This window comes from Catenulispora pinisilvae (assembly GCF_015356865.1).
Taxonomy (GTDB): domain Bacteria; phylum Actinomycetota; class Actinomycetes; order Streptomycetales; family Catenulisporaceae; genus Catenulispora; species Catenulispora pinisilvae.
Genome location: NZ_JAAFZA010000117.1, coordinates 1 through 24,756, shown reverse-complemented (window position 1 = coordinate 24,756; position 24,756 = coordinate 1). Strand labels below are relative to the sequence as shown.

The window sequence follows — 24,756 nt, the reverse complement described above, 5'->3', positions numbered from 1 at the left end:
CCGCGGGTTCGGTCGGACACTGAACCGCGCCGTCTAAGATCTCGATCTCGACGAACTTGGCCGCCACCAGCGCGGACCTTGCGCTCCTGGTCCGACATCGGGGTCCACGGCAATGGCGAGGCGAGCTGACATCGACGCCGGACACGCGCCTTCCAACTTTGAGACCGACCAAGACCTCTGCCCTGAAAGTGGCCTGACTCCCCCGGACCGTATCCGCGGCCGCAGCCGGTGGTTCCCAGTTTCCTGAGTCGCTGACCCGTCGGCAGTACCAAGTTCACGAGCTTGCGAACCATCAGCAGAACCGCTACGTCACGGAAGCAACTCCTGCTCTGCTGGGCGCACGAATAGCCGAGGTCAAAGCGTGACGAGGAGTGCGGTGGGCCGCCAGAACTCCGAGTTCGGAATGCGGAGGACGTCCCCTCCGGCGAGGGCGAGCTTCGGGAAGCGGCGCAACAGCATGCTGAGCGCGACTCCGGTTTGGACGCGTGCCAACGCCGCACCGAGACAGAAGTGCGAGCCGTGCACGTATCCCAGGTGCGCAGGCCGACCGGGCACGCGGCGGAAGTCGAGCCGATCCGGATCCTCGAAGACGCGCGGGTCGCGATTCGCGCTGGCCAGCACCGCGCAGATGCGGTCGCCGCGCGGAATCGTCATGCCGGCGATCTCGACATCCTCGCGAGCGTATCGCGGGAGGGTCAGCACCTGCGGTCCGTGCATGCGGGTCAACTCCTCGACCGCACCGGGCATCAGTGATTCGTCGGCGCGTAGCTCGGCGAGCTGGACGGGGTGTTGGAGGAGGACTTCGACGGAATTGGCGATGAGGTAGGCCGGGCCCTGTCCGGCCAGAACGAGATGCCAGACCACGGTGATCAGCTCTGTGTCGGTCAGTTGGTCCTGGTCTTCGGCGTCTGTGCCGAGCAGTTCGGCGAGCAGGCCGAGGGCTCGCTCCCGGCGACTGCGGGCGACCGCCTCCGTCGCGGCACGCGCGATGCCGGGAACGGCCTGCATGAATTCGGGGCCGTGACCGACAGCGACGGCCGCGGCGTGGGTCCGCCAGGTGTCGTAGTCCTCCGGCACGATTCCGACCAGTTCGCAGGCCACGTGGACGGCAAACGGTCGACTGAACTGCCCAAGTAGGTCTACCGGTTCACCGTCGGCATGCCCCGCGAGGCCATCGAGCAAGGACTCCACAGTGCGTTGCAGGGCAGGCCGGAACTCGGCGGCTCGGCGTGCGGTGAAGGGCGTCGAGAGAAGGCGGCGGAGACGAGCGTGTTTGGGGCCGTCCATCTGCTGTATGTTTTCCTGCTGCTGCAGCTCCGGTACGTCCGGACGCACGTAGCTGTTCGCGTTCATCTCGAAGCGCACGTCGGTGAGCATCGCCTTGGCGTCCTCGTATCGGGTCAACGCCCACATCGCGCCGAGGCCGGGCTTCAGCAGGCGTGCGACGGGGCTCTGTTCCCGCGCTCGTCCGTACACAGTGAACGGGTCGGACAGTACGGCCGGATCGGCAAGGTCGATTTCAGGAATGGCGCTCACACCAGCTCCAAAGTCGGATGATGAAACCAAATACTGTCCCCGGATGCCTTACGGGGTGTAGGCATGATCGGGGCCCTTCCGGGTCATGCCATCACGCGCGCTCCAAGGCCCGGCCCAATCTGGGCAGCGCACCGGACTCGTACAGCTCACGGCAGGCATTGCGCCGTATCTTGCCGCTGGTGGTCCTCGGCAGCGCACCGCGACGTATGAGCACCACGTCCGCGGCTTCGAGCCGGTGGTCGCGCGCCACCGCCCCGCGTACGGCCTCGGTCAGCACGTCGATTCCCGCGGACCGCAGCGCCTTGCCGTCGGCCTCCACCACCAGGACCAGGGACTCCTGCTCATCGGTGGCCACTACGAAAGCGGCGGCCGAGGCTGGACGCAAGAGTGGGTGGCTCTGTTCCGCCGAATACTCCAGATCCTGCGGATAGCGGTCGCGGCCCTTGATAATGATCATGTCCTTCATTCGGCCGGTGACATACACCTCACCGTCCCGTACGAATCCGGTGTCACCGGTGCGGAGGAACGGGCCGGCCTCCTCCTCATCCCGGATACGTGCCCGGAAGCTCCGCTCGCTCTCCTCTTCACGGCCTATGTACCCGGCAGCCACACACGGGCCAGAGACCCAGATCTCGCCGAGCCGATCCGGGCCGACGGCTCGCAGCGCGTGCGGGTCCACGATCCGGATCCGGGTCCCGCCGACGGGGACCCCGCAGCTCATCACCGGGACTGCGGTGCTGGTCGACTCGCTGTCCCCGGCGGGATCGCCCGGAACGAGGACCACACGCCCCTTTCCGAGCTCGTCGGCGTCCAGCCAGAGCTGGGCAGGCTCGGTGTCCGCTCGGCTGCCGCAGGCTTTCAGGGTGTTCTCGGCCAGCCCGTAGGCCGGGGAGACGGCACGCGGGTCCAGGCCGTGGGGGGCGAACTTCTCGATGAATTCGTGCACCGTGCGCGGACGCACCGGCTCCGCCCCGCTGATCGCCGCACGCCAGCGCGAAAGATCGATCGGCCCCCGGGGACGGTCGCGCAAGCAGAGCTCGTAGGCGAAGTTCGGCGCGGACGAATGGGTGCCGCCGAATCGGGAAAGCGCCTCCAGCCAGCGGGCGGGACGCCGGATGAAAGCCTCCGGCTCCATTAGGTAGGCAGGGCACCCAGCCCACAGCGGAACCACCACTCCGAGCATCACTCCCATGTCGTGGAACACGGGAAGCCAGGTCACGACAGTGCTGTCGTCGCCGAACGGCCACAGCGCGTCGGTCTCCGCGGTGTTGGCCCAGTAGTTGGCATGCGTGACCATGACGCCCTTGGGCGAACCAGTGGCACCGGATGTGTATTGGAGCAACGCCACGTCGGACAGCCCCACTTCGGGCAGCCGAACGAGCGGCCCAGACGGAGCCAGATCATCGGTCGCGACCAGATCAAGGCCAGCCAGTTCGGGCATTTCGCCGAAGTCTGAGTACACCTGGTCGCGGACCGACCGAGTGGTGAGCACCAAGCTGGTGCCGGCGTCGTCGGCGATTCCACGCAACTGCTGTGCTGCCAGTGGTCGCGCCGGAACCTGCACAGGCGCCGCGGCTATCCCGGCCGCGGCGCAGGCCAGCAAGCCGCGGGCGAACTCCAGGCCGGTGGGATACATCAGCACCGCGCTGCGGGCTGCGTCGGGCCGTCCGGCCAGCGCCTGCGCCCTGCTCTGCACCGCGGCGTGCAGTTCCCCGTAGGTGGTCTGCTCGCCGGGCTCCTCGCCATTGACGAGGTGAACGTACGCGACCTGGTCGGACGCTGTTTCCGCGCGGTGGGCCAGAAGAGCGGGAAGCGTCAGGGGGCTTCGTTCGGCCACGGATCCAGTTCTCACTGCCATCCTATCGTTGGTGGTGAACACGCTTGAAGCGCCGTGCCCTGGTCTCGTCTGTCCGCCGCTTGCCTGACTCCGTCGACTTTCCCGTGCTCACTGCGGGCCACGAGGCGTCTGCGCGCGTCACCAACGCCACTCGCGCTTGTTGAACAGGTGCTCGGCGGCGATCCCACGGTCCTGGCACCAGAGGAGGAACTCGTCGATCTGTTGGAGTTGGTAGCTGTCCTCCGTATACGAGGTGGCCATGATGTGCCCCTGCCAGCTCTCCTCGCCCATCGCGTAGACATAAGCCTCCCCCGTCCCCAGTTCGCTGATGATGGCGCCGGCCTGTACCGCGTTCGACCCGGACAGTTTGCGGGAGTCGCTCATCTTCTTACTCACCGGCTTGGTGAACAGACCCTTGTAGAGCCAGGTGAGCGGAGCCCCGTCGCATTCCAAACCGAGGAACGCCATGTCCGCGCGACCCAGATGCCCGCGGATGTAGCGATACAGGGCTGGATCGATACCCGAGGAGTCCGCACCCACGAAGACCGACTTGCCGGCCAGTTCCACCCAGAACGTTGACTTGCCGCGGATGTCGAGGTCGGCGTGTTCGCCCAGGAACGGTGTCGCGGTGACCTTCCCGCCGGGGAAGGCGACCTCGTCGAAATCGTCGACCTCGGTCACCGGGAAGCCGAGGTGCCTGAGATACTGCGCCATCGACGGTTCGGGAAGGTTTCCCCGGGACGAGCGCGGAACCACCACCGACCCCACTCGGCCGCGCAGTTGGAGCAGGGTCTCCAGGACGATGTGATCCTGATGGCCGTGGGTGATCAGGACCAGGTCGATGCGATCCGGGAGGTCGTCGAAGGTGAAGCGGTCGCCGAACCGGTTGTCGGTGCTGATGAACGGGTCGGTGACGATCGCGGCCTCGGTCGTCTGGAACACAAGACAGGCGTGGCCGAAATAGCGGATCCGGCCGCCTCCCTCAATGTGCCGGTCCGCCGAGAGGCTCGGGCTCGCGTCCAGCAGCTGGTCGAGGGCACGTGCCTGCCCGTCGTCGAGGTCGAGCGCGTCACGCAGCCGGGCTGCCGTCGTCGGCCTGATCCGTGCGCCGACCAGTTCCTCAAGGCCCGGATGGCGGAATGGCAGTGCCAGGTCGAGCGTGGTGGCTGACGGCAGGCGCGGAGTGCTCAGGATGAACGGCCGCTCCGCACCGTCGTCCAGGGAGAGCTGGACCGACTGCCGCTGCTCGATATAGGCGGCGCTCTGGTATACCAGCGGCTCGATGTAATGAAGCGAAGGCTGGTTGCTGGTGTCGTAGCAGATTTCCACGAGTCCCCTGATGGCCGAGGGGAGCCTCGGGTACAGGGGGGAGAGATCAAATCCGGTCGCGTTCTGCCGGATCAGGTTCTCGGCCTCGGCGACTGCCGCGGCGAACTCCAGCATCGGAGCCCGATCCCTCTTGATGTCCGCGACCAAAGCGGCGATCTCCGCCGCGCGGGACTGCGGAACGCCGACGTAGTAGCCGCCACGAAACTTCGGGTCGGTGCTCGCCGAGACGTGAACCTGTGGGGACTGCAGATACGATTCCAGGAGCGGCAGCTGCACGTTCGCCAGGTTCATCGAGGCCTGAACCGGCGCCACAGTGTGCAGCCACGCGTAGAACCGGTCGACCAGCGGCTCAAGGATCACGTTGGACCTGAGATACCGGGTCTCGGTGTTGTCGGCCATCTGTTTCCTCTGTCCGGAAATGGCGGGAGCCCGCCAAGGCGGCGGCGCCCATCAGCCCATCAGGTTGTCGAGTTGCTTCGGCGGTGTGGCTAAGCGACGCCGTCCATAGCCGCGATCAGGCTTGTGGGCCGCATGTCGGTCCACGACCTCTCGACGTAGTCCAGGCACTCTTGGCGCTCGGCCGCGCCGAACGCCCGTTTCCAGCCCCCCGGCACGGCCGCCAACGCCGGCCACAGCGAGTGCCGGTTCTCCTCGTTCACCAGGACCAGGTACTGGGCCTCGGGGTCCTCAAACGGATTCGACATGGGCGATGTCCTTTCCTGTCAAGCCGCCGAGCTGCGAAGAACCACGGGCAGCGAATTCAAGCCGTGCAGGATGTCCGAGTAGATCCAGCTCTCCGGTCCGACCTGCTCGATGGTCGCGACCATCCGGCGCAAGCCGTCCAGGACTGCCTGGACCTCCATGCGTCCGAGATAGTGCCCGATGCAGAAGTGCTTGCCGAAGCCGAAGGAAAGGTGCTCGTTCGGCGTTCGGTTGAGATGGAACTGGTCCGGGTCCTCGAATACCTCGGCATCCCGGTTGGCCGAGGAGATCCACACGCTGACGACATCCCCGTCCCTGATCAGCCGGCCGCCCACGGTGACGTCGCCCGTCGCGGTGCGACCAGCGTGCAGGGCGGGCACCGTCCAGCGCAGGACTTCCTCCGCCGCGGACTCCAGTCGCACGCCGCCGCTCTTGAGCTGGGACCAGGCGTCCGGATGTTCCATCAGGGCCAGCAGCCCCATGCTGATCGCGTGATGCGGGGCCTCGTCGCCGCCGATCATCATGCCGTAGCAGTTGGCCATGACCTCGGCGTTGCTCAGGTACTCGCCGTCGACACGGCTGTTCGCCAGCAGGCTCACCACGTCCTCGCCGTCGCCACCGCGCCGCTCGTCGGCCAGGTCCGCGAAGTAGAGCAGAATCTCGCCCTGCGCGGTCCGGCCGTCCTCCGGGGGCGTGTCGGAGGCGTGCTTACTCCAGGATCGAGCAGTGAGATCCAGGAGGTACTTGCGGTCGGACTCCGGTACGGCGAGAAGGTCGCAGATCATCCCCAGAGGGACATCACCCCCCACGTCGCGGACGAAGTCGCAGTTCGCGTCGTCGATCGCGTTCGCGAGCAACGCGTCCACCCTGCGGCACAGTTCTTGCCACATCTCGTCCAACCGCCGCGGGGAGAGCGCCTTCATCATGATGCTGCGGAGCAAGCTGTGTCGAAGCCCGTCGGTGACGGCCATCATCGTCCCGCCGGCCGGGTCGCTGCCGCTGAGCAGCATTTCCAGATCGTTGCCGCGCTCCGTCGTGAAGTGGCCCTTGTCCCGATAGACGGCGATCGCGTCGGCATGTCGGGTGATCACCCAGAATCCGGGCCTGTCCTCGCGCGCCGACTGCCAATGGACGGGCCTTGTTGCGCGCAGATGGCGCCATACCTCGCTCAGGTCGCGCTCCGCGTGCAGGCGGGGGTCGGCAAGATCGATGTCATCGATCTCTTCGGGCGACACCATGGACCGCGCGGTCATCGTGCACTGCCTATCCTGTCGGTGTCGGACGGCCTCGCTGATCCGGCTCCTCGTCCACGTGACAGGCCGACCGGTTCCGCGACCGCGGCCAGCGCCTCGACGGTCGGATTGTTGACGATCTCCATGGGCGAGAGCGCGAAGCCCGCCCGGCGTGCCCGCTGGATCACCGAGACGGCGAGCAGGCTGTCGCCGCCCAGCTCGAAGAAGTTGCTCGTCACACCCACGTCAGCGCGCTGGAGCACCTCGCCGAAGATCTCGCACAATGCGAGCTCGGCGGGGGTGTGGGCAGGACGCACGGTCGCGGCTTGAACCGGGATCGGCACCGGGAGCGCTCGCCGATCAAGCTTGCCGCTCGGTGTCGTGGGAAGGGCGTCGATGATGCCGTAAGCGGCGGGCACCATGAAGTGGGGGAGGGAGCGGCCGGCGTGTTCGCGCAGCTCGCCCGATGACGGTTGCTCCGAGCCGGCGGGAATCACGTAGGCGACGAGTTGCCTGGTTCCTCGTTCGTCCTCCTGAACCGCGGCTACCGCCTGTGCGACGAGTGGGTGGCCGGCCAGCACCGCCTCCACTTCGCCGAGTTCGATCCTGAACCCCCTCAGCTTGACTTGATCGTCGACCCGGCCGTGGTAGGAGAGGCTCCGGTCACTTCGCCAGGAGGCCAGGTCGCCGGTCCGGTACATGCGGTCACCGTTGCCCGTGAACGGATCAGCGACGAAGCGTTCGGCGGAGAGTGCCGGGCGGCCCAGATAGCCGCGGGCGAGGCCGTCGCCGGCAACGTAGAGCTCTCCCGGCGTTCCCACAGGCAGCGGCTGCAGGTCCCGGTCCAGCACGTACACGCGGGCACCCACGACAGGCCCGCCGATCGACGGGGTTGCCGAGCCGGACAGGGGCTCGCTCATGGTGACGCACACCGTCGCCTCTGTCGGGCCATAGGCGTTGATCATTCGGCACCGCGAAGCCCACCGGGCGACGAGATCGCCGGTGCACGCCTCACCAGCCACCAGAAGTGTGCGCAGTTCGGGCACTGCCTCGGGGTCTATGCTCGCGGCGGCCACCGGCGGGAGCACCGCGTGGCTGACCCGGCTCTCGGCGAGCATCTCGGCCAACGCCTCCCCGGCCAGGGTCGTCCCGGACGGTGGGATGACGAGGGTGGCTCCGGCGGCGAAGGCCGCGAGCAACTCGAAGACGAACGCGTCAAAACTCGGCGAGGAGAACTGCAGTATCCGGTCGCCGGCGCCGAGCGCCATCTGGTCGACCGCGGCCGACGCCAGATCCACCAGTCCGGAATGCGTCACGGCGACGCCCTTCGGCTGGCCGGTGGTGCCCGAGGTGTAGATGACGTAAGCCAGTTCGGTCGCCGCGCGGCCGGCCCGGACTCCGGACGGATCCGGATTCGCGTCCGACAGGTCCCGGATGCGGGCGGCGAGTTCGGCGTCGTCCAGCACCAGTTGCGGCGGCCACGATCGCGCCGGCAGACCTTCGGCGGCCTCCGCGGTGGTGCACAGGAGCGCCGGTGCGGCGTCGTCGAGCATGAAGGACAGGCGATCGAGCGGGTAGCCGTGGTCCAGCGGCAGGAACGCGGCTCCGGTCTTGGCCACGGCGAAGACGGCCGTGATCAAGGTGATGGATCGCGGCAGGGCCAACGCCACCAGCTGCCCCGGTCCCACCCCGCTGGCCATGAGCAGACGAGCGAGCCGGTTCGCGCGGCTTTCCAGCTCGCGATAGGAGATCGCCTCGCTCCCCTGGACCAGCGCGATGCGGTCGGGACTCCGTTTCACCGGCTGCTCCAGCAGCCAGCCCAAGGTAAGGGGAGGCTGGCGGTCCCCGGAACCGGTCCTGTTGATCAGGATCCGGCGCAGCTCGGCGGCGTGGAGCAGTTGTACGCTCTCGACCGGTTGGCCCGGGTTCCTCTCCACCGCTTCAAGTATCCGGCCCAGCAAGGCCAGCAGCCGGTCAGCGTCCTCGCGGGCGAATTCGTCGGGCCGGTACTCCAGGCTCAACCGCATCCGGTCGTCAGGCGGGCGCATGGAGAAATCCAGTGTGCAGCCGATGTCTCCGGCGCCGTGCGGCGGCAGCCAGCTCAGCGCCAATTCCCAGGCTTCGTGCACAACCGATTCGAGTGTCTCGTCGAGCTCTTTCGCCCGGGCTGACAAGGCGGCAGTCAGCTCCTGCGAAAGGTCCGCGATACTGAGATTCTTCTGTTGATCCGTCATACCAACACGCCCTCCGAGCGCACGAGTTTCAGCGCGCAGTCGTACCCGGTCTGGTTTGGCCATGCCGATCAAAAGCGAACTGATCCGTAGCTGGATGTCGACCGATGTGGTGCGGCGAGAGAACAGCGCCGATATGCCACCTGATCGACCCGCTCAGCGCCCTGCGTAACCTTTTCATCGGACGGCGATGAACGTTGCCCACCGCCGGCGAACACCTCAACAGTTGGCCTAGATTGTCATCACGACCGCCACTTGCTGGTTCAGGTCGCCGCCGCACCGCCGCCTCGATGAGGGGCCAGCCGACGCCTCGTCCTGCGAACCGTCGTCGTACAGCGGGATGCTCCGGCCGGACACGGCTGAGGCCTCATCGCTGACGAGGAAGCCCACCAGGTCCGCGACCTGCGATCCGTAGCACTCCCCCGCCCGCTCCCGAGTCGAACCGGAGGGGTCGGACGTGATGAGGTTCGAAGTGATGCCGAACGGATACAGCTCCAGGGCGAGCGTCCGGACGAGCCCCTCCAACCCAGTCCGCAGTACTGCATCCTCGTGCGGCGGTGCCTGACTGGAACGGTCGACGTCGAGGACGGTGATGACCCGGCCCCAGCCATTCTTGATCAGGGAATCGACCGATGCCCGGCCGGCCAGGAAGGCCCTCCGGAGCGGACGCTCGACGATCTCTTTCCAGTCCTGGTCGAGCAGTCCTCCCGGGCCACGGTACGAGCCGGAACCCACGATGCTCAGCAGCACGGAAGGGGTGCCGAGTGAAGCGCGCACTCGGGCCAGCGCGGATTCGACGGAAGCGAGATCGTCGAGGTCCGCGAAGTCAGTCACGGACCGTCGGCCCGCCTCCGCGATCGCTGCCTCTGCCTCTGCCACTGCCGCTGTGCAGGACGAGCCGACCGGGATGAGCATCGCCACGTCCATTCCCGCCTCCGCAAGGCATACAGCCCCAGCGGCATCAGCGCCGACCGCCGAGGAAAGTCGGCGTCGCTCATCCATTACTCCTCCCCCTGTTGGCGCATATTGCCTCTAAATAAGTTAGCGACGCCCGCTAAAACTGCACTTAAACGTACTCAGATACGGCAGCTGTAAGTCTTGATCGTTGCGAGGTCTGTGGAGGTTAGGGGCGGCTGCGGGCACGGGGAACGGCCATCGTGATCATGAGCGGTTGGGAAGACCTTCAAGGCTCAGGCGGCGGCGCGGAACTCGGCAATGATCCGCGGAGAACCGTAGACGCCATCGGCGTCGGCGCGGACGGCAGCGCGGGAGCAGTATCATGCAGGCCGGGATGATGCACTGCGACGTCCACCCGTGCCACGGCTTCCCCGGGGACGGACTGCCGGCGTGAGTGTCGGTCGGGATCGGCGGGGCGGGCGGTGCTGCTGTCGGCCGCTTCCACCCGGGTACCTGATCGAAAAGTGGGTTGCCGCTCGGGGCGGTCGGGCTCCGGGGTCAGCCTTTCGGCGACGACCGGGTTGGGGAACAGCGGATACCAGTCAACTGGGGCTGGCACTTGTTCCCTCGGAAGGGTTGTGGCTGCGAGCTGCCCGTATCGGTCTTCTGTGGTGTGGGGCTCGGAAATACGAATCGGGGCTTGACCTGTGGTTCTCTGGAGCGGAGAGCGAGGTGCGGTCAGGCGGCGATCTGGTACTCGTGGGTAAGTCCGCCGAGGATGGCCTTCCGGCGAATCCGGTAGTCCGCGAGGTTGACCGGCGCTGGCGGCCCGGTCTCAGCTTGCGCCGGGGTCAACTGGCCTAGCCCGCGGTGCGGCCTTGCCTCGTTCCGGTGCACCAGGTAGGTCGTCAAAGTCCGGCGCAGATGCTCTTCGTTGACGAGCAGGATCCGGTCGAGCAGCTCGCGTCGTAGCTCCCCGATGACCCTTTCGCAGATCGCGTTCGCCCTCGGTGCCTGTGGCGGACTCTTCAAAATCCGGATTCCCTCATCGGCGAACACGGCGTCGAATCCATCCGTGAACTTCGTATCGCGGTCTCGGATCAGGAACTTGAACCTCTTGTCGCGCTCCGCGAGGTCCATGAGGGTGTTGCGGGCAGCCTGGGTCGTCCACTCCCCCGTCGGATTCGCCGTCACCCCGGCCAGGTGCGCACGGCGAGTTCCGTGCTCGATGAAGATCAGGGCGTACAGGCGTTTCAAACCGATCGTGTCCACATGCACGAAGTCGACCGCGAGGATGCCGTGGGCTTGGGCGGTGAGGAACTGCATCCACGTCGGACCTAAACGCCGGGGTGCCGGATCGACCCCGGCCTTATGCAGGATCCCCCACACCGTTGAGGAAGCGATCTGGTGACCGAGCTTGACCAACTCGCCCTGAATCCTGCGATGGCCCCACGTCGGATTGTCCTTCGCCATCGTGAGCACGAGCTTCTTGACCGCCGCAGCGGTCTGCGGCCTGCCGGGTCTCCGCCGGGTGCTGTAGTCCCACTTACGGGCAACCAGCCGGCGGTGCCAGGCCAACAGCGTCTCCGGACTGACCGGGAACACCTCAGCCCATCGCCGACGCGGGATCAACGATGAGAATGCCGCGAACCAGAACCGGTCGACCTGCTCGTAACGGACCCTGACGATCTGACGGCGCAGGACCGCATTCTCGTGGCGCAACACCAGCAGCTCAGCGTCCTTGGACACTTCACGACGGAGCAAGACCGCCACGGAACTCAGGACACGACGCGTTGCCCGGTACACGAGAGACAAGAACATCGAGCCAGGATCGCAGCTCGACAACCCAGAGGCCACATGCACCCACGTCAGAGGCCCAATCGTATTTCCGAGCCCCACACGCCCCCGGGCGGAGTACGGCCCGGGGGCGTTCCCCCCTTACATCGTCACCAGGTCCCGCCGTTTACGGGGACGGGGGAACCGGTCACGGGACCTCCGGCCCTAGCAGTGGCCGACGCCGGTCTGGTTGGACACCAACGCCGAGTGCACGAACCCGACACCGTACGGCGAGCTCACCTCGAACCAGCGGGGCGAGGCGTAGTTCGTGTTCGGCGGGTAGACCCACTGGGTGTCCTCCCAGCAGATCATCGTCACGCCCGTGCCGTTGGGCATGTAGGCGTACGAACCGCAGCCGGTGTTGCCGCACGAGCGCAGGTTCACGCCGCCGGAGTAGTTCGACCAGACGTAGGAGCTGTACGCCGGCCGCACGACGCTTGCCGAGCTGGCCGACGCCGCCGACGCCGTGCCAGCCACCGTCCCCATCGACGCGGCTGCCGCCAGGGCGGCGGCCAGCACGACGCTGCGGGTGCCGGGAAGTCCGTCCATGCAGGTCAAGCAGCCAGGCGAAACTCGTGGAGAACGTCTGCGGCGCCGAACCTCTACCAGTCGGCGATTGACGGCCCGAGGGCGAGGCGATGCCTACCCCGACCCCCATGTGACATTGACGTCATATGACACCGGTGTCACAATGGGGTGTGCGCATCCACTACCCCGATGAGTTCAGCCGGTGGCTCGCCGGCCTGGCCGAGGCGGAGGCTGCCGGCGACGCGCTCGCGGCGCTTCGGCGCCGCCTGGTCGCCTCCGAACTGGCGGTACTGTCCGCGCTGACCGAGCCGCCTGCAGCCGACAGCGAGACCGGCGACCTGAAATGGGTACGCCAACGCCGGCGCTACCTGGTGTGGCGAGTCAGCCACCCTTACCACCAGGACGCGGCGGTCCGGCTGATCTGCTGGTTCCCACCGGACGCCAAAGTGGTCGTCGTCGCACTGTTCGCCGGAGACAAGAAGGCGATCGGCGACACCTGGTACGACTCCGTCGGCACTCGTGCCGACGGAGTCGTCGAGCAGTGGAAGAGGAGTGTCGGCTATGACCGCTAAGGACTACACGCCCCAGCCCGGCAGTGGCTTCGTTGACGGCACCGACGCCGTCGAGGCCCTGCTGGCCGAACCGGAGATCGCCGAGTTCATCGAGGCCGAGCGGCCAGCCCGGGAAGCGATGAACCGCGCGTTCCAGATGAACCTGGCCACCATCCGCAAAGCCGCCGAGCTGACCCAGGCCGAGATCGCCGCAACGCTGGGCTACGACGTATCCGCGGTCACCAAGCTGGAGGGCCGGGACAACCTGATGCTGACCACCCTCGCCAAATACCTGAACGCGGCCGGGGTCGACACCGCAGCGATCGTCGTCACCGTCAAGGGACAGCGGTTCGAGTTCGACCTGGAATCCGCCTAGGCTGATCACGGACACACAGTGCTGCGGTCAACACTCGAACACAGCCCGAACTCTTCGACACCTGCCGACACGATCGGGACTTGTCCGGGAACGGTCCGGGAACAGACGTCCCCGCAGAGGCCGGCAGCAGCCAGCATGATCGGCTAGGCTCGGATTGGAAGGACGTGGAGTGGCTGACACTATGCGGCACTGAGTGATATAAAATCTCGAGTACAAATAGCCTGATCCAATCGGCTACGGATCAGAAGGTTAGGGGTTCGAATCCCTTCGTGCGCACTCATGTTAGGCACATGAAACAGCAGGTCAGAGGCCCTCTACCATCGCAAGTAGGGGGCCTCTTGCTGTCCCGACTCGGGGCTAAAGTCGTCGAAAACAGGGCGTGTGGTAGCGATGTGGTAGCACCCGTACGCAGTCCGTGTGGTCACGGGCCGTTTCACGTGGTATCGCCGTGTGGCTTCCGGTCCGCGAGTGCCCTGTACCGTGCCGAAACTAGCGTATACGGGTGCTGACCAGCTGGTTCGCCGAGTTGGTCAGGCGGCTCGGTGATACTCGTAGATGTTGGTGGCGGGGACCTGTCGGCGGCGGATCCGTCCCTCGATCGGGATGACTTCCGCGATGTCGGCGTCCGGAGGGGTCTGGTCCCGGGCCTGATGGGGCCGATGCCCGTTGAAGTGGTCTTCGTAGGCCGCGAGGACCTCGCGTGCGTGGGCCTCGCCGAACAGCATGACGTTATCGGTGCAGTCGTACCGTGCTCCGCGGATCCACCGCTCCGCCCAGCAATTCGACCTCGGCTGGCGTGGAGGAGTCTTCACCACCTCGATGCCTTCGGAGGCGAACACGGCATCGAACTGGTCGATGAAGTTGGCGCCGCGGTCGCGAATCAGGAATCGGAAGTCGCTGGTTCGACCTTCCAGCGCGGCCATAAGCTGCCGGGCCTGCTGAGTCACCCACTGACCGGTCGGATGCCCGGTCACCCCCAAGATGTGCACGTGGCGGGTCTTCACCTCCATCACGAACAGGACATAGAGCCGCTTGAGCGTGACCGTGTCGACGTGGAACAGATCAGTGGCCAAGATCCCCTGAGCTTGTGCCTTGAGGAACGTCCGCCACGCGGTGTCCGTACGCCTCGGCGCGGGCGGGATCCTGCGTTGCTTCAGGACCCTGCGGATCGTGCCTTCCCCCACGCGGTGACCGAGCCGGCGTAGTTCACCCTGGATTCTTCGGTGGCCCCAGCCCGGATTGTCGCGGGCTAACGTGACGATCAGATCGCGTAACTCCTGGGACAGTGGCGGCCGACCCGGCGAGCGGGGCTGGGTCCACCTGCGTTTCACCAGGCGCCGGTGCCAAGCCAGCAACGTCGCCGGCGTCACGATCCGATGCGCGCGCAGCTCACGCGGCAGAAGCCTGGCCAGAGCGGCCAGCACCGCCCGATCGGACCAGGACGGTTTCGGCTTCCCGACCTGACGACGCAGAATCTCGACCTCATGCCGCAGCGCCAGTATTTCGACGTGGTTCGCGGCGTCGTCGCGTGCGAGGAGCGCGAACCAGGCGAAGACGTTGCCGATGAGCTGATAGATGAGTTTCACGGCCACAGTCGTCGAGCCTGCGGGCCGATCAACCAATCACACAAGCGGGCAGGTCAACGGCCATGCGTCCATTCTGGCGCGGTACACGGTGTTCAGCGTCTCGAACCAGCGCTCGATCGGCTTGTCGGTTGACGAGCTGACGACTCAAAACTCGAACCGGGCACCAGCTTGCGTCGCAATATCGAGCAAATCATTGCGTATCTGCCTTGGTGGGGTGACGTACCCACGATCGGGTAACGATGCGCATCGAGGCGAGGACCGGTCCTCTCCAAGTAGCCCTACTCTATCCAAGCGCCACGCGTCCGGCTCGCAAACTCAGCGTCCTATCAGTACCCTGCTATAGGGCGGACGATCTCAGGGGGACAGTTGGACCGCGACAGCCAACCTGGCACCATCCTCGCTGGCCGCTACCGGCTGACCCGGGTAATCGGCACCGGCGGCTTCGGCCGGGTCTGGGAGGCCGACGACGAGCAATTGCAGCGCTCCGTCGCGATCAAGGAGGTCATGCTGTCCCTGCTGCCGCCCGAGCAGCAGCGGGAACGGCTCGAACGAGCGCTGCGCGAAGGCCGCAACGCCGCAGCACTCGCCGACCACCCGCACATCGTCAGCGTCTACGACGGGCTGATTGAGGATGGCAAGCCGTGGATCGTCATGCAGCTGGTCCGCGGGGTCTCTCTTCGGCAGAAGCTGCTGTCCGACCCGGACGACCCCGCCTCGGCGAAGGTGGCGCTGGACAGCACGACCGTCACCAGGATCGCCGAGGGGATCCTTTCCGCGCTGGCCGCCCTGCACACCGCCAAGATCCTGCACCGCGACGTCAAGCCCGGCAACATACTTCTCGCTGATGACGGTCAGGTCCTGCTCACCGACTTCGGCATCGCCAAAGCCGAGGCCGACGCCACCGTCACGGTCTCCGGCTCGTTCATGGGCACCATGGCCTATACCGCTCCCGAGCGCGCCGAAGGCGTGGACGATGACCCCAAGTCCGACCTGTTTTCGCTCGGCGTCACCCTGTTCGAGGCGGTGGAGGGGGTGTCGCCGTTCGAGAAGAACACCAAGACCAGCACCCTGACCGCAATCCTCACCAAGCCGCTGCCGCCGATGAGCCGGGCCGGGAAGCTGGCGCCACTGATCACGGCCCTGACCCTCAAACTACCGCAGCAGCGGCCCACGGTCGCCCAGGCGCAGGCGCTACTGAGCGGCAAGGGTAGTGGCGGCTGGACAGCTCCTTCGCCCGACGATGTGACAACCGAAGCAGTAGCTCCACACGCCAAGGCCACCCCCGGGCCTGCCGGCCAGGCGAAGCTGCCGTGGGAGTCCGTGACTCTCGGGGGCAGTGCGGGGCTACCCCGCCCACCGGTGGTGTCCATGCCCCAGCCGCAGGCACCCGGTGCCGCCGTCCCGCCGCAGACCCCCAACTGGGCCGGCATAGCCGGAGTCATCGGGGTGGTCGCTGCGATCCTCATCGGCCTCGGGTGGTGGAACGACCATCAGCACAATCAGCCGTCCGCGAACCAGCAGCCCACCCCACCACCGACCACGGCTGTCACGACGTCCTACGTCGTCCCGACAGACCCGGTCACCACAGATCTGGTGACGGTAACGACGTCGGCCCAGACCACCCCGTCCGTCAATATGACGGCTGGCTGTCAGGAAGCGAACGACGCCTTGGCCAAGGAGAACAAGGCGGTTAGTGCGGCTCCCAACAGCAGCACCGATCCGGTCGGTGCCATGGCCGCCCTCACGCAGGCGGCCTCGACCGCGACAGACGACTACAACAACGCCGCCGGCCTCGCCAACGATCCGGCAGTCAGAACAGCGATCCAGAACCTTGCGACCAATGCGGCCGAGACAAGCTCCGCTCTGACCCAACTCTCTTCCGACAACAACAACCACCAGGACATAACCTCCGACAAAGCCAACGTCACGGACCTCACCGGCCATCTGTCGGCACTGAACCAGGATCTGCTCCATGCCTGCCAGAACGCAGCCCATGACTAGAAGCAAAGGGGAATAATCCCGACATGCGGAATAGACGGGGCAGCAACGACGGCTGGACTTACGAAGAGACGCCTGGGGTGGGCCAATTCCGCTGGAGGATTGTCCCACAACGGTTCGACTCGCTGTTCGACGACGACTACAACGCAATCAGCGATGACAATCGAGCCCTCCTGGCCCAGGAGGCCGGCGCCCGCGGGATGACGCTGCTTGAGTATGTCGATGAGGTGGCCAGGATGAGTCAGTCCGAAATGTACAGATACCGTGACTTGATCAGGGCCGGGGCTGCCGACGAGCACCTTAAAAAACTGCATTGGGTGTGGATCAAGGTCCAGCAACACGTGCGGGAGGTCCAGATGCTGCTGCACGGCGAGTGGGGTTAGCCTGGCTATTCCATTAAGCCTTTGATCGGTGTTGGCTGAATCAGGGTTTTGATGCGGTCGCGGTGCGGCCCGTTCGAGGACATGGCAGGCTCCCGGCGCAGTGACCGGGTCTCCAGGGGCCTTCGGGTCGTTGGCAAAGCCGCACCGATCGCCGAAGGGGTCCGACCGGCAACGGCCCCAAGAACGTGAGTCCTTGCGGGACTCTGTTCCGAGTTTGCGTACATGTCTGTACTCTTACGCTAAGCATGGGGTTCGGCTGCGTAGCGTGAAGCGGGGGGTAGCACATGGCGTTCGATGAGACCCGACCCGGCCAAATGGTCGGCGGCCGGTATCTCCTCGTCGCGGAAATCGGCCATGGTGGCATGGGCCGAGTATGGGAGGCACGGGACACTCAGCTTGACCGCCTCGTCGCGCTGAAGGAAGTTCTGCTGCCCGCGCTACCACCTGCCCAGCAGGAGATCCGGCTCAAACAAGCTGAGCGGGAGGGTAAGAACGCAGCCGCCCTGGCCGATCACCCCAACATCGTCTCCGTGTACGACGTGATCACCGACGCCGGGTCGCCGTGGATCGTCATGCAACTCGTGAAGGGCCGCTCGCTGCGTAGCGTGCTCCGCGACCCTTCAAACGTTGGCGTGCCAGATGATCAGGATGTGGAACTCACCCCGCTGAGCCAGGCTCAAGGCAGGCAGATTGCCGAGGCCATATTCAGTGCGCTGGACACCATGCACACGGCCGGGATCGTGCACCGGGACATCAAGCCGCACAATATCTTGCTGGCCGACGACGGTGGGGTCCTGCTCACAGACTTCGGCATCGCCAAGTCGGAGACGGATGCCACGGTGACGGTCTCAGGCTCGGTCATGGGCACCATGGCCTACATAGCTCCGGAGCGGGCTGAGGGTGAACCGGGTTCCCCGGCCTCGGATTTCTTCTCGCTCGGCGTAACATTGTTCGAGGCGGTGGAAGGGTACTCACCGTTTGAACGGAAGAACAGCAAGACGGGAACGCTCACCGCGATCCTTACCAAGCCGCTGCCGCCGATGGCGAAGGCCGGGACGCTCGCACCGCTCATCGAGGCGCTGACTCTGAAGCTGCCCGATCAGCGGCCGAACCATGAGCAGGCGTTGGCGCTGCTGAACGGGAACGGCACTGGCGGCTGGACAAAACCGGCCAGGGGCGAAGCCGCTGCGGAAGCCGGCACAGCTGACCTACCGAGCGGCCGACTGGCGAATCAGGGCATGGCACCAAAGATGCCCTGGGATTCGGTGACGCTTACCGGTAGCGCCGGCCTGCCCCGACCGCGGCTGATTGACGCCCCGCAACCGTCCGGCGCTCTGCCGCCCACCGGCAACAAGAGAACTCGGGAATGGCTGGTTGCGGGCCTGGTAGTACTGCTGCTTGCAATTGCAGGACTGATCGTCTACGAGCACCATCAAGACCAACCTCTGCAGGCAGGCAACCTGCCGAGTCCGCCGACCGGTTCCGCACCGGCGTCAACGGCCGCCTCATCAGGGTGGCCCGCTGGCTGCGCCGACGCATTGGCCGCCACCGATGTCAGCCACCACAGAAGCGTGCGGGTGCCACTGGACCTCATCCCCTTTTACCAGCAGCAGGCAACTGGCTTGAGCAACGCAGCTTCCGAAGCAACCGACCCGGCGGTGAAGTCCGCGCTGCAGACCCGAGTTGACGAACTGAACAACCTCGCCGGCGCACAGGAACGCGCTGGCAACAACACCATCATCGCTTGGGGCTCAAAGGTTACTGACTCCAGCACTGACGGGGTGGACCCGGACGTCGTCGCGGCCCTTGTCGACAACGCTCAGCTTGGCGTCGATACCGAATCCGACCTGGCATTTTTCAAGCCCTGCGGTATTTGAGAACGGCCAGCTAATGTCCCTGGGCGAGCCCGCAGTCGCCTCGGACGGTCCGGCTGACCAAGACATGCACGGCTACCAGCAAGATTCGCGCCGCCGCCATGCAGGCGCTTGTCAGCGCGGCCGGGGTGGAGGTTCGCCTCTGAGACTCTGAACCACACTCACGGGAAGGTTAGAAGATGGATTTCATGCACCCGGTGTTCCAGATCAAGGTGGGGATGACACCCAGCGAGGTGAAGGCTCTGCTGGGAGACCCCTTCACGGGGATGGGTATAGACCAGATCGTCCCGTACCTGAACGAACAGGGCGTCCGTGCGAACCGCGCGGACGAGGATCAACCCGACGTCGCTTGGGTCTATGCCGACAACGATCACGAGATCTCGTGTAACTTCCGCTTCGGCTCGCTCGCCTCGGCGATGGTGGTGAAAAAGGACGAGTCTGGAGCGCTCGTCTTCGTGGCGCGGATCGACGATGAGCGAGGGCTGACCCTCAACAGAGACTGCTGGAACGATAAAGAGGCTTCTCGGATTTTCTTCATCAGGGAAATGATCTATCGGGAATGAGCGCACCTCGATTCAGGGGTGTCGTCCACCCCCTCCGATTGGCTTCGCCCGTCGGTGCTCCGGTCCCGAATTCGACACCACCGTTTCGGTGTCTTCAGCGCTGACCGGCGTGATGTTGGTTTTCACCTGACACCTTGGGCCCCGCGCGCGTCAGTAATCTTCGACCGCCAACGTGATCGAAGGGGTGAGCTGCGCTCAAGATCTAAAGATCTGACTGCTTACTCTACAACAGCGGCGACCCCGAGATCATGCAGCGGTGAACTGGAATCAAGATCCCGAGGCGAACGGATGGGCGCCGCCAACCCTGCGCCTGGCGAAGATGTAGTCGCTGAGACAGCGCAACCAACACCGCGATCGAGAGTGGTCCCCCTGTTGTTTCATGGCATAGTGGCACGCATGTCAGAACACATATCAGAGCCCTCTGCCGATGATGCCTCTTCTCGGATGGAGCGGTTTCAACGGATGCGGCAATCCCTCCCCGATATCGACAACGACCCCATGATCAACGAGCTACGCGCCCGCATGAGCCTTGATCCACAGGCTCTGGTCGCAGGCATCGTCGCCGTAAGGTTCCTCGGGCCGTTCGGCAAAGCGCTCGTCGAAAGGCTAAGCGCGTCGCTGGGCGAACCGATGGCCCTCGTTCCCGCACGCCTTCGGCTCGCGGGCGGGAAAAACATCGAGCGCATCATTATCGACACGCCGACCGGCACAACCACTTTTGTGCTTCCCGCGTTCGACCTGCGGGACGAGGCCAAGTCGGCGATCCTCAACCTGGACCTGGCTCAGATTTCCCCGGAGTCGCTGTACTGGAACGCTGAAACCAAGGCGTGGAAAAGGCGAGACTGAATGGGATCTTCGACTCTCGGCGTAAGCAGTCAGATCTTTGGATCATGGCGTGAGCTGGGGTCTAGTGCTCCGGTGCCGCATGTGACAGCGTTCTGATCTATGTCGGGGCTGGAGTCAATGGAGCTGGAAGTAATTAGGTCATAACTCCGCGTGTCGCTGGTCTGATTGCGGTAGCGGTGCGAGGTCGAGAAGGTCCTCAAGCTTCTTGACTCCGATGCCCGCGAAGGCGAGTGGGTATCCGTGCTCGGCAAACAGTTCCGCAAGGTTGTCAACGTGCTTCTTGATGCTGACCTGGTTGAGGTCGAGCAGGCGGCTGATCTGCGCGGCCGGTAGCCGATAGCGATGGTGGAGGACCGCGGCGAGCATGAGTACCGGGATGGGGTGTCAATGAACAGTGGAAGCCATCTTGCCATGTCTGCTGACATCGGCCAGCACCCGCGTCAACTTGATAGTCCAGCGCAGCGGGCTCTCCGGGTCGCCGCGCTCCACCGGCTCGATCAGCGCGTCCAGCGCCGGCCACAGGCCGGGCTGCTCCTGTTCAATGCCGTGCCGCCCGGCACCCGAGCGCCGGACACGGTCGACCGGCACGTCCGCGTCCTGCAGATCTCGTATCCCCGCACCCACGGTGCTGCCGGACAGCCCCGCCGCGACAGGAGTCACACGGTAGCGCTGGCGCGGCTTACAAGGGGTGCGTCACCTGGCACCGCCAAGGACGGCGCGAATGTTCTCGACGGTCACAGGCTTCCTCGCACCGAGGCTGCCGCTGCTGATTTCGACTACGCCGTCCGCGTTCACAGTCATAACAGCGGTGATGTTGCCGTACACCCACTTGTATCCGACCGTGTATGTCCACTTCCAGAACGAGTCTCTGTCGTCCGGATCTCCATACGAGCTCAAGGTCTCCTCGTACAGTCGCAGCTGTCGCGGTTCGTCTTTGTCACAACGGATCAGCTGAGTGCCGTCGATTTCGACTATCACGCGAAACTTCCGCTCTGTCCTGAGTGCGATCTCCTGGTGAAGCAGCGCCTTGGCGCCCTTGAGCTTTACAAAGGACAGCGCTAGGTCAAAGTCGCTGGCGCAGGGTGTGATTTTTACCGAGTCGTCAACCGCCCTTCTGCGATTGCGTCGCCACTGGTAGATCTGGTCCTGCTCCTCGACTGCCTGTTTGTGCTCTTGGCGCGCCTTCTGCGCGGCCTGTGCCTCGGCCGGCACCTCGGCCCTGCATCGGGCGACCCACAGGCCCAGCTCGGTCGCGGGCGCGCAGAACCCTCCGGAGCTTGAGAGCTGGACGACGCCATCGGTGGCCACGGTCAGCTCCGCGAGCCAGCTAGTCGTGGACCGATCGTCGAGAGTCAGTCCAGTGGGCACCCGGAAACAGACTTCCTTGCCGAGGGTCACGCGGACTTGGGTCCAGCGAGACAGGGGCCATCTACGAACCCGCCTCCACACGACCTCTTCGTGCAGAAGCGGCCGGTCGGTTCCGAACCGGCGGTGCAGAGTGTCTGTCATCAAGGGCAATAACCCGACCCCGATTTCCTCGCCGTCCTCCAGCTCCAGACCCGCTATGACCTCCTGGAGGTCTTCCAGTGCGGCCTCGAGCAGCCGCCGACAGCGCTTCCTGTCCCCTGTGCCGGATATCACCTGGCCGTCAAACCGCTTGACCATCAGGTCACCTCCCGAGTGTGTCAGCATGCTGGCAGCCTGTCCCCGAACGTGTCCAGCTCGGGGATGGGGCACAGGTCGCCGGAGGTGCTCCCGGGTTCAGTGCTGTCGTCGTACGCCCAAGCTGCGCGGTGCAGTAGCCGAGTTCTTCTCTGAGCCCTCCACGTGGGTCGCGATCGGCGTGGGTGCGCTGCTCGGCTGGGAGATCAGCGGCCACGGGCCGGCTTCTCGGCGGGGGGTCACGTCCAGATGAGTGGTGTATGGGGCGGCCACTCGGTGAATCGCTTCGCTGACAACTAGTTTAGGTTTGCCAGGGCCGGGATTTCGGTGGCCGGGCTCTGAGTTCCCTCCTTCAGGCGACGGCAGTCGGCCAGGATCTCCAGTCCCATGTAGCGGTGCTGGTCGGCCCACTCGTCGGTCTGCTCGGCCAGCACGGCGCCGACCAGGCGGAGCATCGCGTCGCGGTCAGGGAAAATGCCCACGACGTCGGTGCGCCGCCGGATCTCCTTATTCAGTCGCTCCTGGGGGTTGTTCGACCAGATCTGCTTCCAGACCGTCTTCGGATAGGCGGTGAAGGCCAGCAGGTCGGCGGAGTGCGCGTCGAGGTGCTCGGCCGCCTTCGGGACCTTCTCGGCCAGTATGTCGATGGTGCGGGCCATCTGCGCGACAACCGCCTCGGCGTCGGGCTGCTCGAAGACGGTCCGCAGCAGGGTGGCCACCCACGGCTGCGCTGTCTTGCCGACCTGGGCCTGCAAATTCCTGGAATAGTGGAGTTGTAAAGAAACAAGCTGTTACTTTCGTATGACAAGCTCGTTGTCCTGGTATGGGCTTCTCCGAGGACGTGTTGTCCCAGCTGGCGCTGCGGTTCGATGTGGTGCTGCCGCATCTGGACGAGCGGCAACGCCGGCTGGTCCTCGGCCAGGAGGCGCGGCTGCTGGGGCACGGCGGGGTGCGGGCGGTCGCGGCGGTGGCTGGGGTCTCGGAGACCACGGTGCGCACCGGGGTGTTCGAGCTGGAAGCCGGGGAGGAACCGCTTCCCGACCGCCGTGTTCGCCGCCCCGGCGGCGGCCGCAAACCCTGTAGTACTCCTGAAACTCAGCTACCGAGCCTGACCTGCTGGTTCATGCCACTGCCTGATACTCGTTCACCAGTCCGCCAAGGACTGGTTTACGGCGGATCCGGTCTGCTGGGGCCGGGAAAGGGATCACGTTCGAGTCGTCGCCGGGCGACCGCAGTTTCATCCCGTCGCCTTGGTGGCTGCGTCCGCAGTTGTAATGATCGATGTACCGCTCCAGGGCAACGCGGAGGTGGCGTTCGCCGAAGATCAGCATCCGGTCGGTGCATTCGGCACGGACGGTGCGCACAAACCGCTCCGCGATTGCGTTCATCCGCGGTGTCTGTGGTGCGGTGAGCACGCTCTCAACGCCGATGGAGGCGAACACCGTGTCAAAGGCTGCGGCGAACTTCGCATCCCGGTCGCGGATCAGATACTTGAACCGGTGTCCCGCCTGCTCGAGGTCCGCGGTGAAGTCCCGCGCCAGCTGCGTAGCCCAGGTGCCGGTCGGGTAACGGGTCACGCCGAGCACGTGGACGCGGCGGGTACGGTGTTCGATGACGAACGCCACGTACAGGCGCGTCAACGAGACCGCGCAGTCGACGTGAAAAAAGTCGATCGCCAGGATGGACTCGGCCTGGACCCGCAGGAACGTGCGCCACCTGTCGTCGCGGAGGCCAGGTGGGGGGACGCGGTGAGCCCTGAGGATCTTGCGGATGGTGCCGGCGCCGATCCGATGTCCGAGCCGACGCAGCTCACCTTGGATACGGACAAAACACCCCAGGCGCGGTTCTCCCTGGCGAGTCGCACTATCAGGGCGACAAGTTCGTCGGTCAACGGCGGACGCCCCGGAGACCGAGGCTGGGTCCACTTCCTGACCACCATGCGGCGATGGTGAAGTAGGCCGCCGGCGAGGTGCCCGTGGTTCGGGTCCTTTTCCGACGGCCCCTTCCCGAACCGGACTGGCGAGTTGTCCCCGCATTCGGCTCTCCAGTGCTCTACTTCCGGGTGGTGGTTGTGGCCCGTCCTGCGTGGATGTCCTGGTGGCAGCGCTCACAGACCACGAGGGTCTTGCGCTTGCGCTTGGCCATCAGTTGTATCCATGGTGACCGTTCTGGCTGTCCTGGTTTGTTGAGATCGGCGAGCTTGCGGACGTGGTGGACTTGGAGTCCGGTGCGTCCCTCGCACATTTCACACCGATCGGCGAGGAGCCGGTGTATCAGCTCATTGCGCTGGGCGGTGGCCAGGGGCGGTTTGCGGTCGGTGAGGACGGTGGTGCGCTTGCGCTTGAGGGGGAGCCCGCCGAAGCGGGCGATCAGTGGTTTCCTGCCGTCTCGCGGCACGGTGACCTGGAAGCAGGTCCGTCGGCCGTCCGGGGTGTCGATGGTCGTCTTGTAACTGCGGGCCATCTTCGCCACGGTCGAGGCGTGCTTCCTCGCCAGGGTCTTGAGCATCGAAGTCTCCATGACCCAGCGCAGTCGTGCCAGACGGGACACGTTGTGTGCGAGCAGGTAGTACTGGACAAACCCGCGGTACTCGGACCCGTACTTGGCGACGATTGTGAAGTCCTCGTCGTGCAGGAGCAGGCCGCGGTAGGCGGGTTTCCCCTTGAAGATCCACCATCCTGAAGTGGCTGTTCAGGGGGCTGGCATGGCTGGGTTCGTTGGTGCTCGTGCTGGTCGTGGGCGGCTGTCTGTGGTCTCGATCGTTTGACGTTCGGCCGTTTCGGGGTCGC

General features: G+C 65.4%; 22 protein-coding genes and 2 pseudogenes. 8 read left to right on the top strand and 16 right to left on the bottom strand.

Going from position 1 to position 24,756, the window contains the following annotated elements; genetic code table 11:
• Positions 1-354: 354 nt before the first annotated feature.
• The 9 genes from IZR01_RS53525 to IZR01_RS28155 form a co-directional block, all read right to left on the bottom strand.
• The gene (locus IZR01_RS53525) at positions 355-1,536 is read right to left on the bottom strand and encodes a cytochrome P450 (RefSeq protein WP_194891213.1); all 1,182 of its coding nucleotides are present in this window, start codon (positions 1,534-1,536) and stop codon (positions 355-357) included.
• A gap of 91 nt (positions 1,537-1,627) precedes the next feature.
• Positions 1,628-3,373, bottom strand: coding sequence for a fatty acyl-AMP ligase (locus tag IZR01_RS28190; RefSeq protein ID WP_323746055.1), 1,746 nt, complete (start codon positions 3,371-3,373; stop codon positions 1,628-1,630).
• A gap of 138 nt (positions 3,374-3,511) precedes the next feature.
• Positions 3,512-5,101, bottom strand: a complete 1,590-nt coding sequence (locus IZR01_RS28185) for an MBL fold metallo-hydrolase (protein ID WP_194891211.1) — start codon at positions 5,099-5,101, stop codon at positions 3,512-3,514.
• Positions 5,102-5,190: 89 nt separating this feature from the next.
• Positions 5,191-5,406, bottom strand: a complete 216-nt coding sequence (locus IZR01_RS28180; protein ID WP_194891210.1) for an MbtH family protein — start codon at positions 5,404-5,406, stop codon at positions 5,191-5,193.
• 18 nt (positions 5,407-5,424) lie between these two features.
• Positions 5,425-6,657 carry a cytochrome P450 gene (locus tag IZR01_RS28175; RefSeq protein ID WP_194891209.1) on the bottom strand — a complete coding sequence of 411 codons (1,233 nt, stop codon included), beginning with the start codon at positions 6,655-6,657 and terminating at the stop codon, positions 5,425-5,427.
• On the bottom strand, positions 6,654-8,870 hold the full coding sequence (locus IZR01_RS28170; protein WP_228560374.1) for a non-ribosomal peptide synthetase: 2,217 nt from the start codon (positions 8,868-8,870) through the stop codon (positions 6,654-6,656). The genes IZR01_RS28175 and IZR01_RS28170 overlap by 4 nt, the downstream gene beginning before the upstream one ends.
• A gap of 228 nt (positions 8,871-9,098) precedes the next feature.
• Positions 9,099-9,869 (bottom strand): SDR family oxidoreductase, encoded by a 771-nt coding sequence (locus IZR01_RS28165; RefSeq protein WP_228553709.1) that lies wholly within the window; start codon positions 9,867-9,869, stop codon positions 9,099-9,101.
• A 633-nt stretch (positions 9,870-10,502) separates the two neighbouring features.
• A complete protein-coding gene (locus tag IZR01_RS28160; protein ID WP_323746054.1) occupies positions 10,503-11,537 on the bottom strand; it encodes an integrase core domain-containing protein in 1,035 nt (344 codons plus the stop codon).
• 228 nt (positions 11,538-11,765) lie between these two features.
• Positions 11,766-12,149: a hypothetical protein gene (locus tag IZR01_RS28155; protein WP_194891206.1), complete on the bottom strand. Its 384-nt coding sequence runs from the start codon at positions 12,147-12,149 to the stop codon at positions 11,766-11,768.
• A gap of 125 nt (positions 12,150-12,274) precedes the next feature.
• Between IZR01_RS28155 and IZR01_RS28150 the strand changes: the two genes are divergently transcribed.
• A complete protein-coding gene (locus IZR01_RS28150) occupies positions 12,275-12,700 on the top strand; it encodes a hypothetical protein (RefSeq protein WP_228553708.1) in 426 nt (141 codons plus the stop codon).
• A complete protein-coding gene (locus tag IZR01_RS51060; RefSeq protein ID WP_228553707.1) occupies positions 12,690-13,055 on the top strand; it encodes a helix-turn-helix domain-containing protein in 366 nt (121 codons plus the stop codon). Before IZR01_RS28150 ends, IZR01_RS51060 begins: the two co-directional genes overlap by 11 nt.
• A 530-nt stretch (positions 13,056-13,585) precedes the next feature.
• Here IZR01_RS51060 and IZR01_RS53520 read toward each other — a convergent pair.
• Positions 13,586-14,647: an integrase core domain-containing protein gene (locus IZR01_RS53520; protein WP_194925607.1), complete on the bottom strand. Its 1,062-nt coding sequence runs from the start codon at positions 14,645-14,647 to the stop codon at positions 13,586-13,588.
• Between the two features lie 360 nt (positions 14,648-15,007).
• Between IZR01_RS53520 and IZR01_RS28135 the strand changes: the two genes are divergently transcribed.
• The 5 genes from IZR01_RS28135 to IZR01_RS28115 all read left to right on the top strand — a co-directional run bounded on the left by IZR01_RS28135 (position 15,008) and on the right by IZR01_RS28115 (position 20,305).
• Complete coding sequence (locus IZR01_RS28135; protein ID WP_194891184.1) at positions 15,008-16,642, top strand: serine/threonine-protein kinase; 1,635 nt, start codon at positions 15,008-15,010, stop codon at positions 16,640-16,642.
• Positions 16,643-16,665: 23 nt separating this feature from the next.
• On the top strand, positions 16,666-17,022 hold the full coding sequence (locus tag IZR01_RS28130) for a hypothetical protein (RefSeq protein WP_194925606.1): 357 nt from the start codon (positions 16,666-16,668) through the stop codon (positions 17,020-17,022).
• A 284-nt stretch (positions 17,023-17,306) separates the two neighbouring features.
• A complete protein-coding gene (locus IZR01_RS28125; RefSeq protein ID WP_194891182.1) occupies positions 17,307-18,899 on the top strand; it encodes a serine/threonine-protein kinase in 1,593 nt (530 codons plus the stop codon).
• A 176-nt stretch (positions 18,900-19,075) separates the two neighbouring features.
• Positions 19,076-19,459 carry a hypothetical protein gene (locus IZR01_RS28120; RefSeq protein WP_194891181.1) on the top strand — a complete coding sequence of 128 codons (384 nt, stop codon included), beginning with the start codon at positions 19,076-19,078 and terminating at the stop codon, positions 19,457-19,459.
• Positions 19,460-19,855: 396 nt separating this feature from the next.
• Positions 19,856-20,305 carry a hypothetical protein gene (locus IZR01_RS28115; RefSeq protein ID WP_194891180.1) on the top strand — a complete coding sequence of 150 codons (450 nt, stop codon included), beginning with the start codon at positions 19,856-19,858 and terminating at the stop codon, positions 20,303-20,305.
• A gap of 138 nt (positions 20,306-20,443) precedes the next feature.
• Here the strand turns inward: IZR01_RS28115 and IZR01_RS28110 are convergent, their stop codons facing one another.
• The 4 genes and pseudogenes from IZR01_RS28110 to IZR01_RS28095 form a co-directional block, all read right to left on the bottom strand.
• A complete protein-coding gene (locus tag IZR01_RS28110) occupies positions 20,444-20,671 on the bottom strand; it encodes a hypothetical protein (protein WP_194891179.1) in 228 nt (75 codons plus the stop codon).
• 18 nt (positions 20,672-20,689) lie between these two features.
• A complete protein-coding gene (locus IZR01_RS28105) occupies positions 20,690-20,965 on the bottom strand; it encodes a hypothetical protein (protein ID WP_194891178.1) in 276 nt (91 codons plus the stop codon).
• 33 nt (positions 20,966-20,998) lie between these two features.
• Positions 20,999-21,997 (bottom strand): hypothetical protein, encoded by a 999-nt coding sequence (locus IZR01_RS28100; RefSeq protein ID WP_194925605.1) that lies wholly within the window; start codon positions 21,995-21,997, stop codon positions 20,999-21,001.
• 266 nt (positions 21,998-22,263) lie between these two features.
• Positions 22,264-22,737 (bottom strand): annotated as a pseudogene (locus IZR01_RS28095) (transposase); the annotation flags it as partial.
• Positions 22,738-22,790: 53 nt separating this feature from the next.
• On the opposite strand from IZR01_RS28095, the pseudogene IZR01_RS28090 reads away from it, so the two are divergent.
• A pseudogene (locus IZR01_RS28090) lies at positions 22,791-23,069 on the top strand (ISAzo13 family transposase); the annotation flags it as partial.
• 19 nt (positions 23,070-23,088) lie between these two features.
• On the opposite strand, the gene IZR01_RS53515 reads toward IZR01_RS28090, so the two are convergent.
• Both IZR01_RS53515 and IZR01_RS28080 read right to left on the bottom strand, forming a co-directional pair.
• On the bottom strand, positions 23,089-23,592 hold the full coding sequence (locus tag IZR01_RS53515; RefSeq protein ID WP_323746046.1) for an integrase core domain-containing protein: 504 nt from the start codon (positions 23,590-23,592) through the stop codon (positions 23,089-23,091).
• A 427-nt stretch (positions 23,593-24,019) separates the two neighbouring features.
• Entirely contained in the window at positions 24,020-24,637 is a 618-nt protein-coding gene (locus IZR01_RS28080) for a group II intron reverse transcriptase/maturase (RefSeq protein WP_194891220.1), read from the bottom strand.
• Positions 24,638-24,756: the final 119 nt, after the last annotated feature.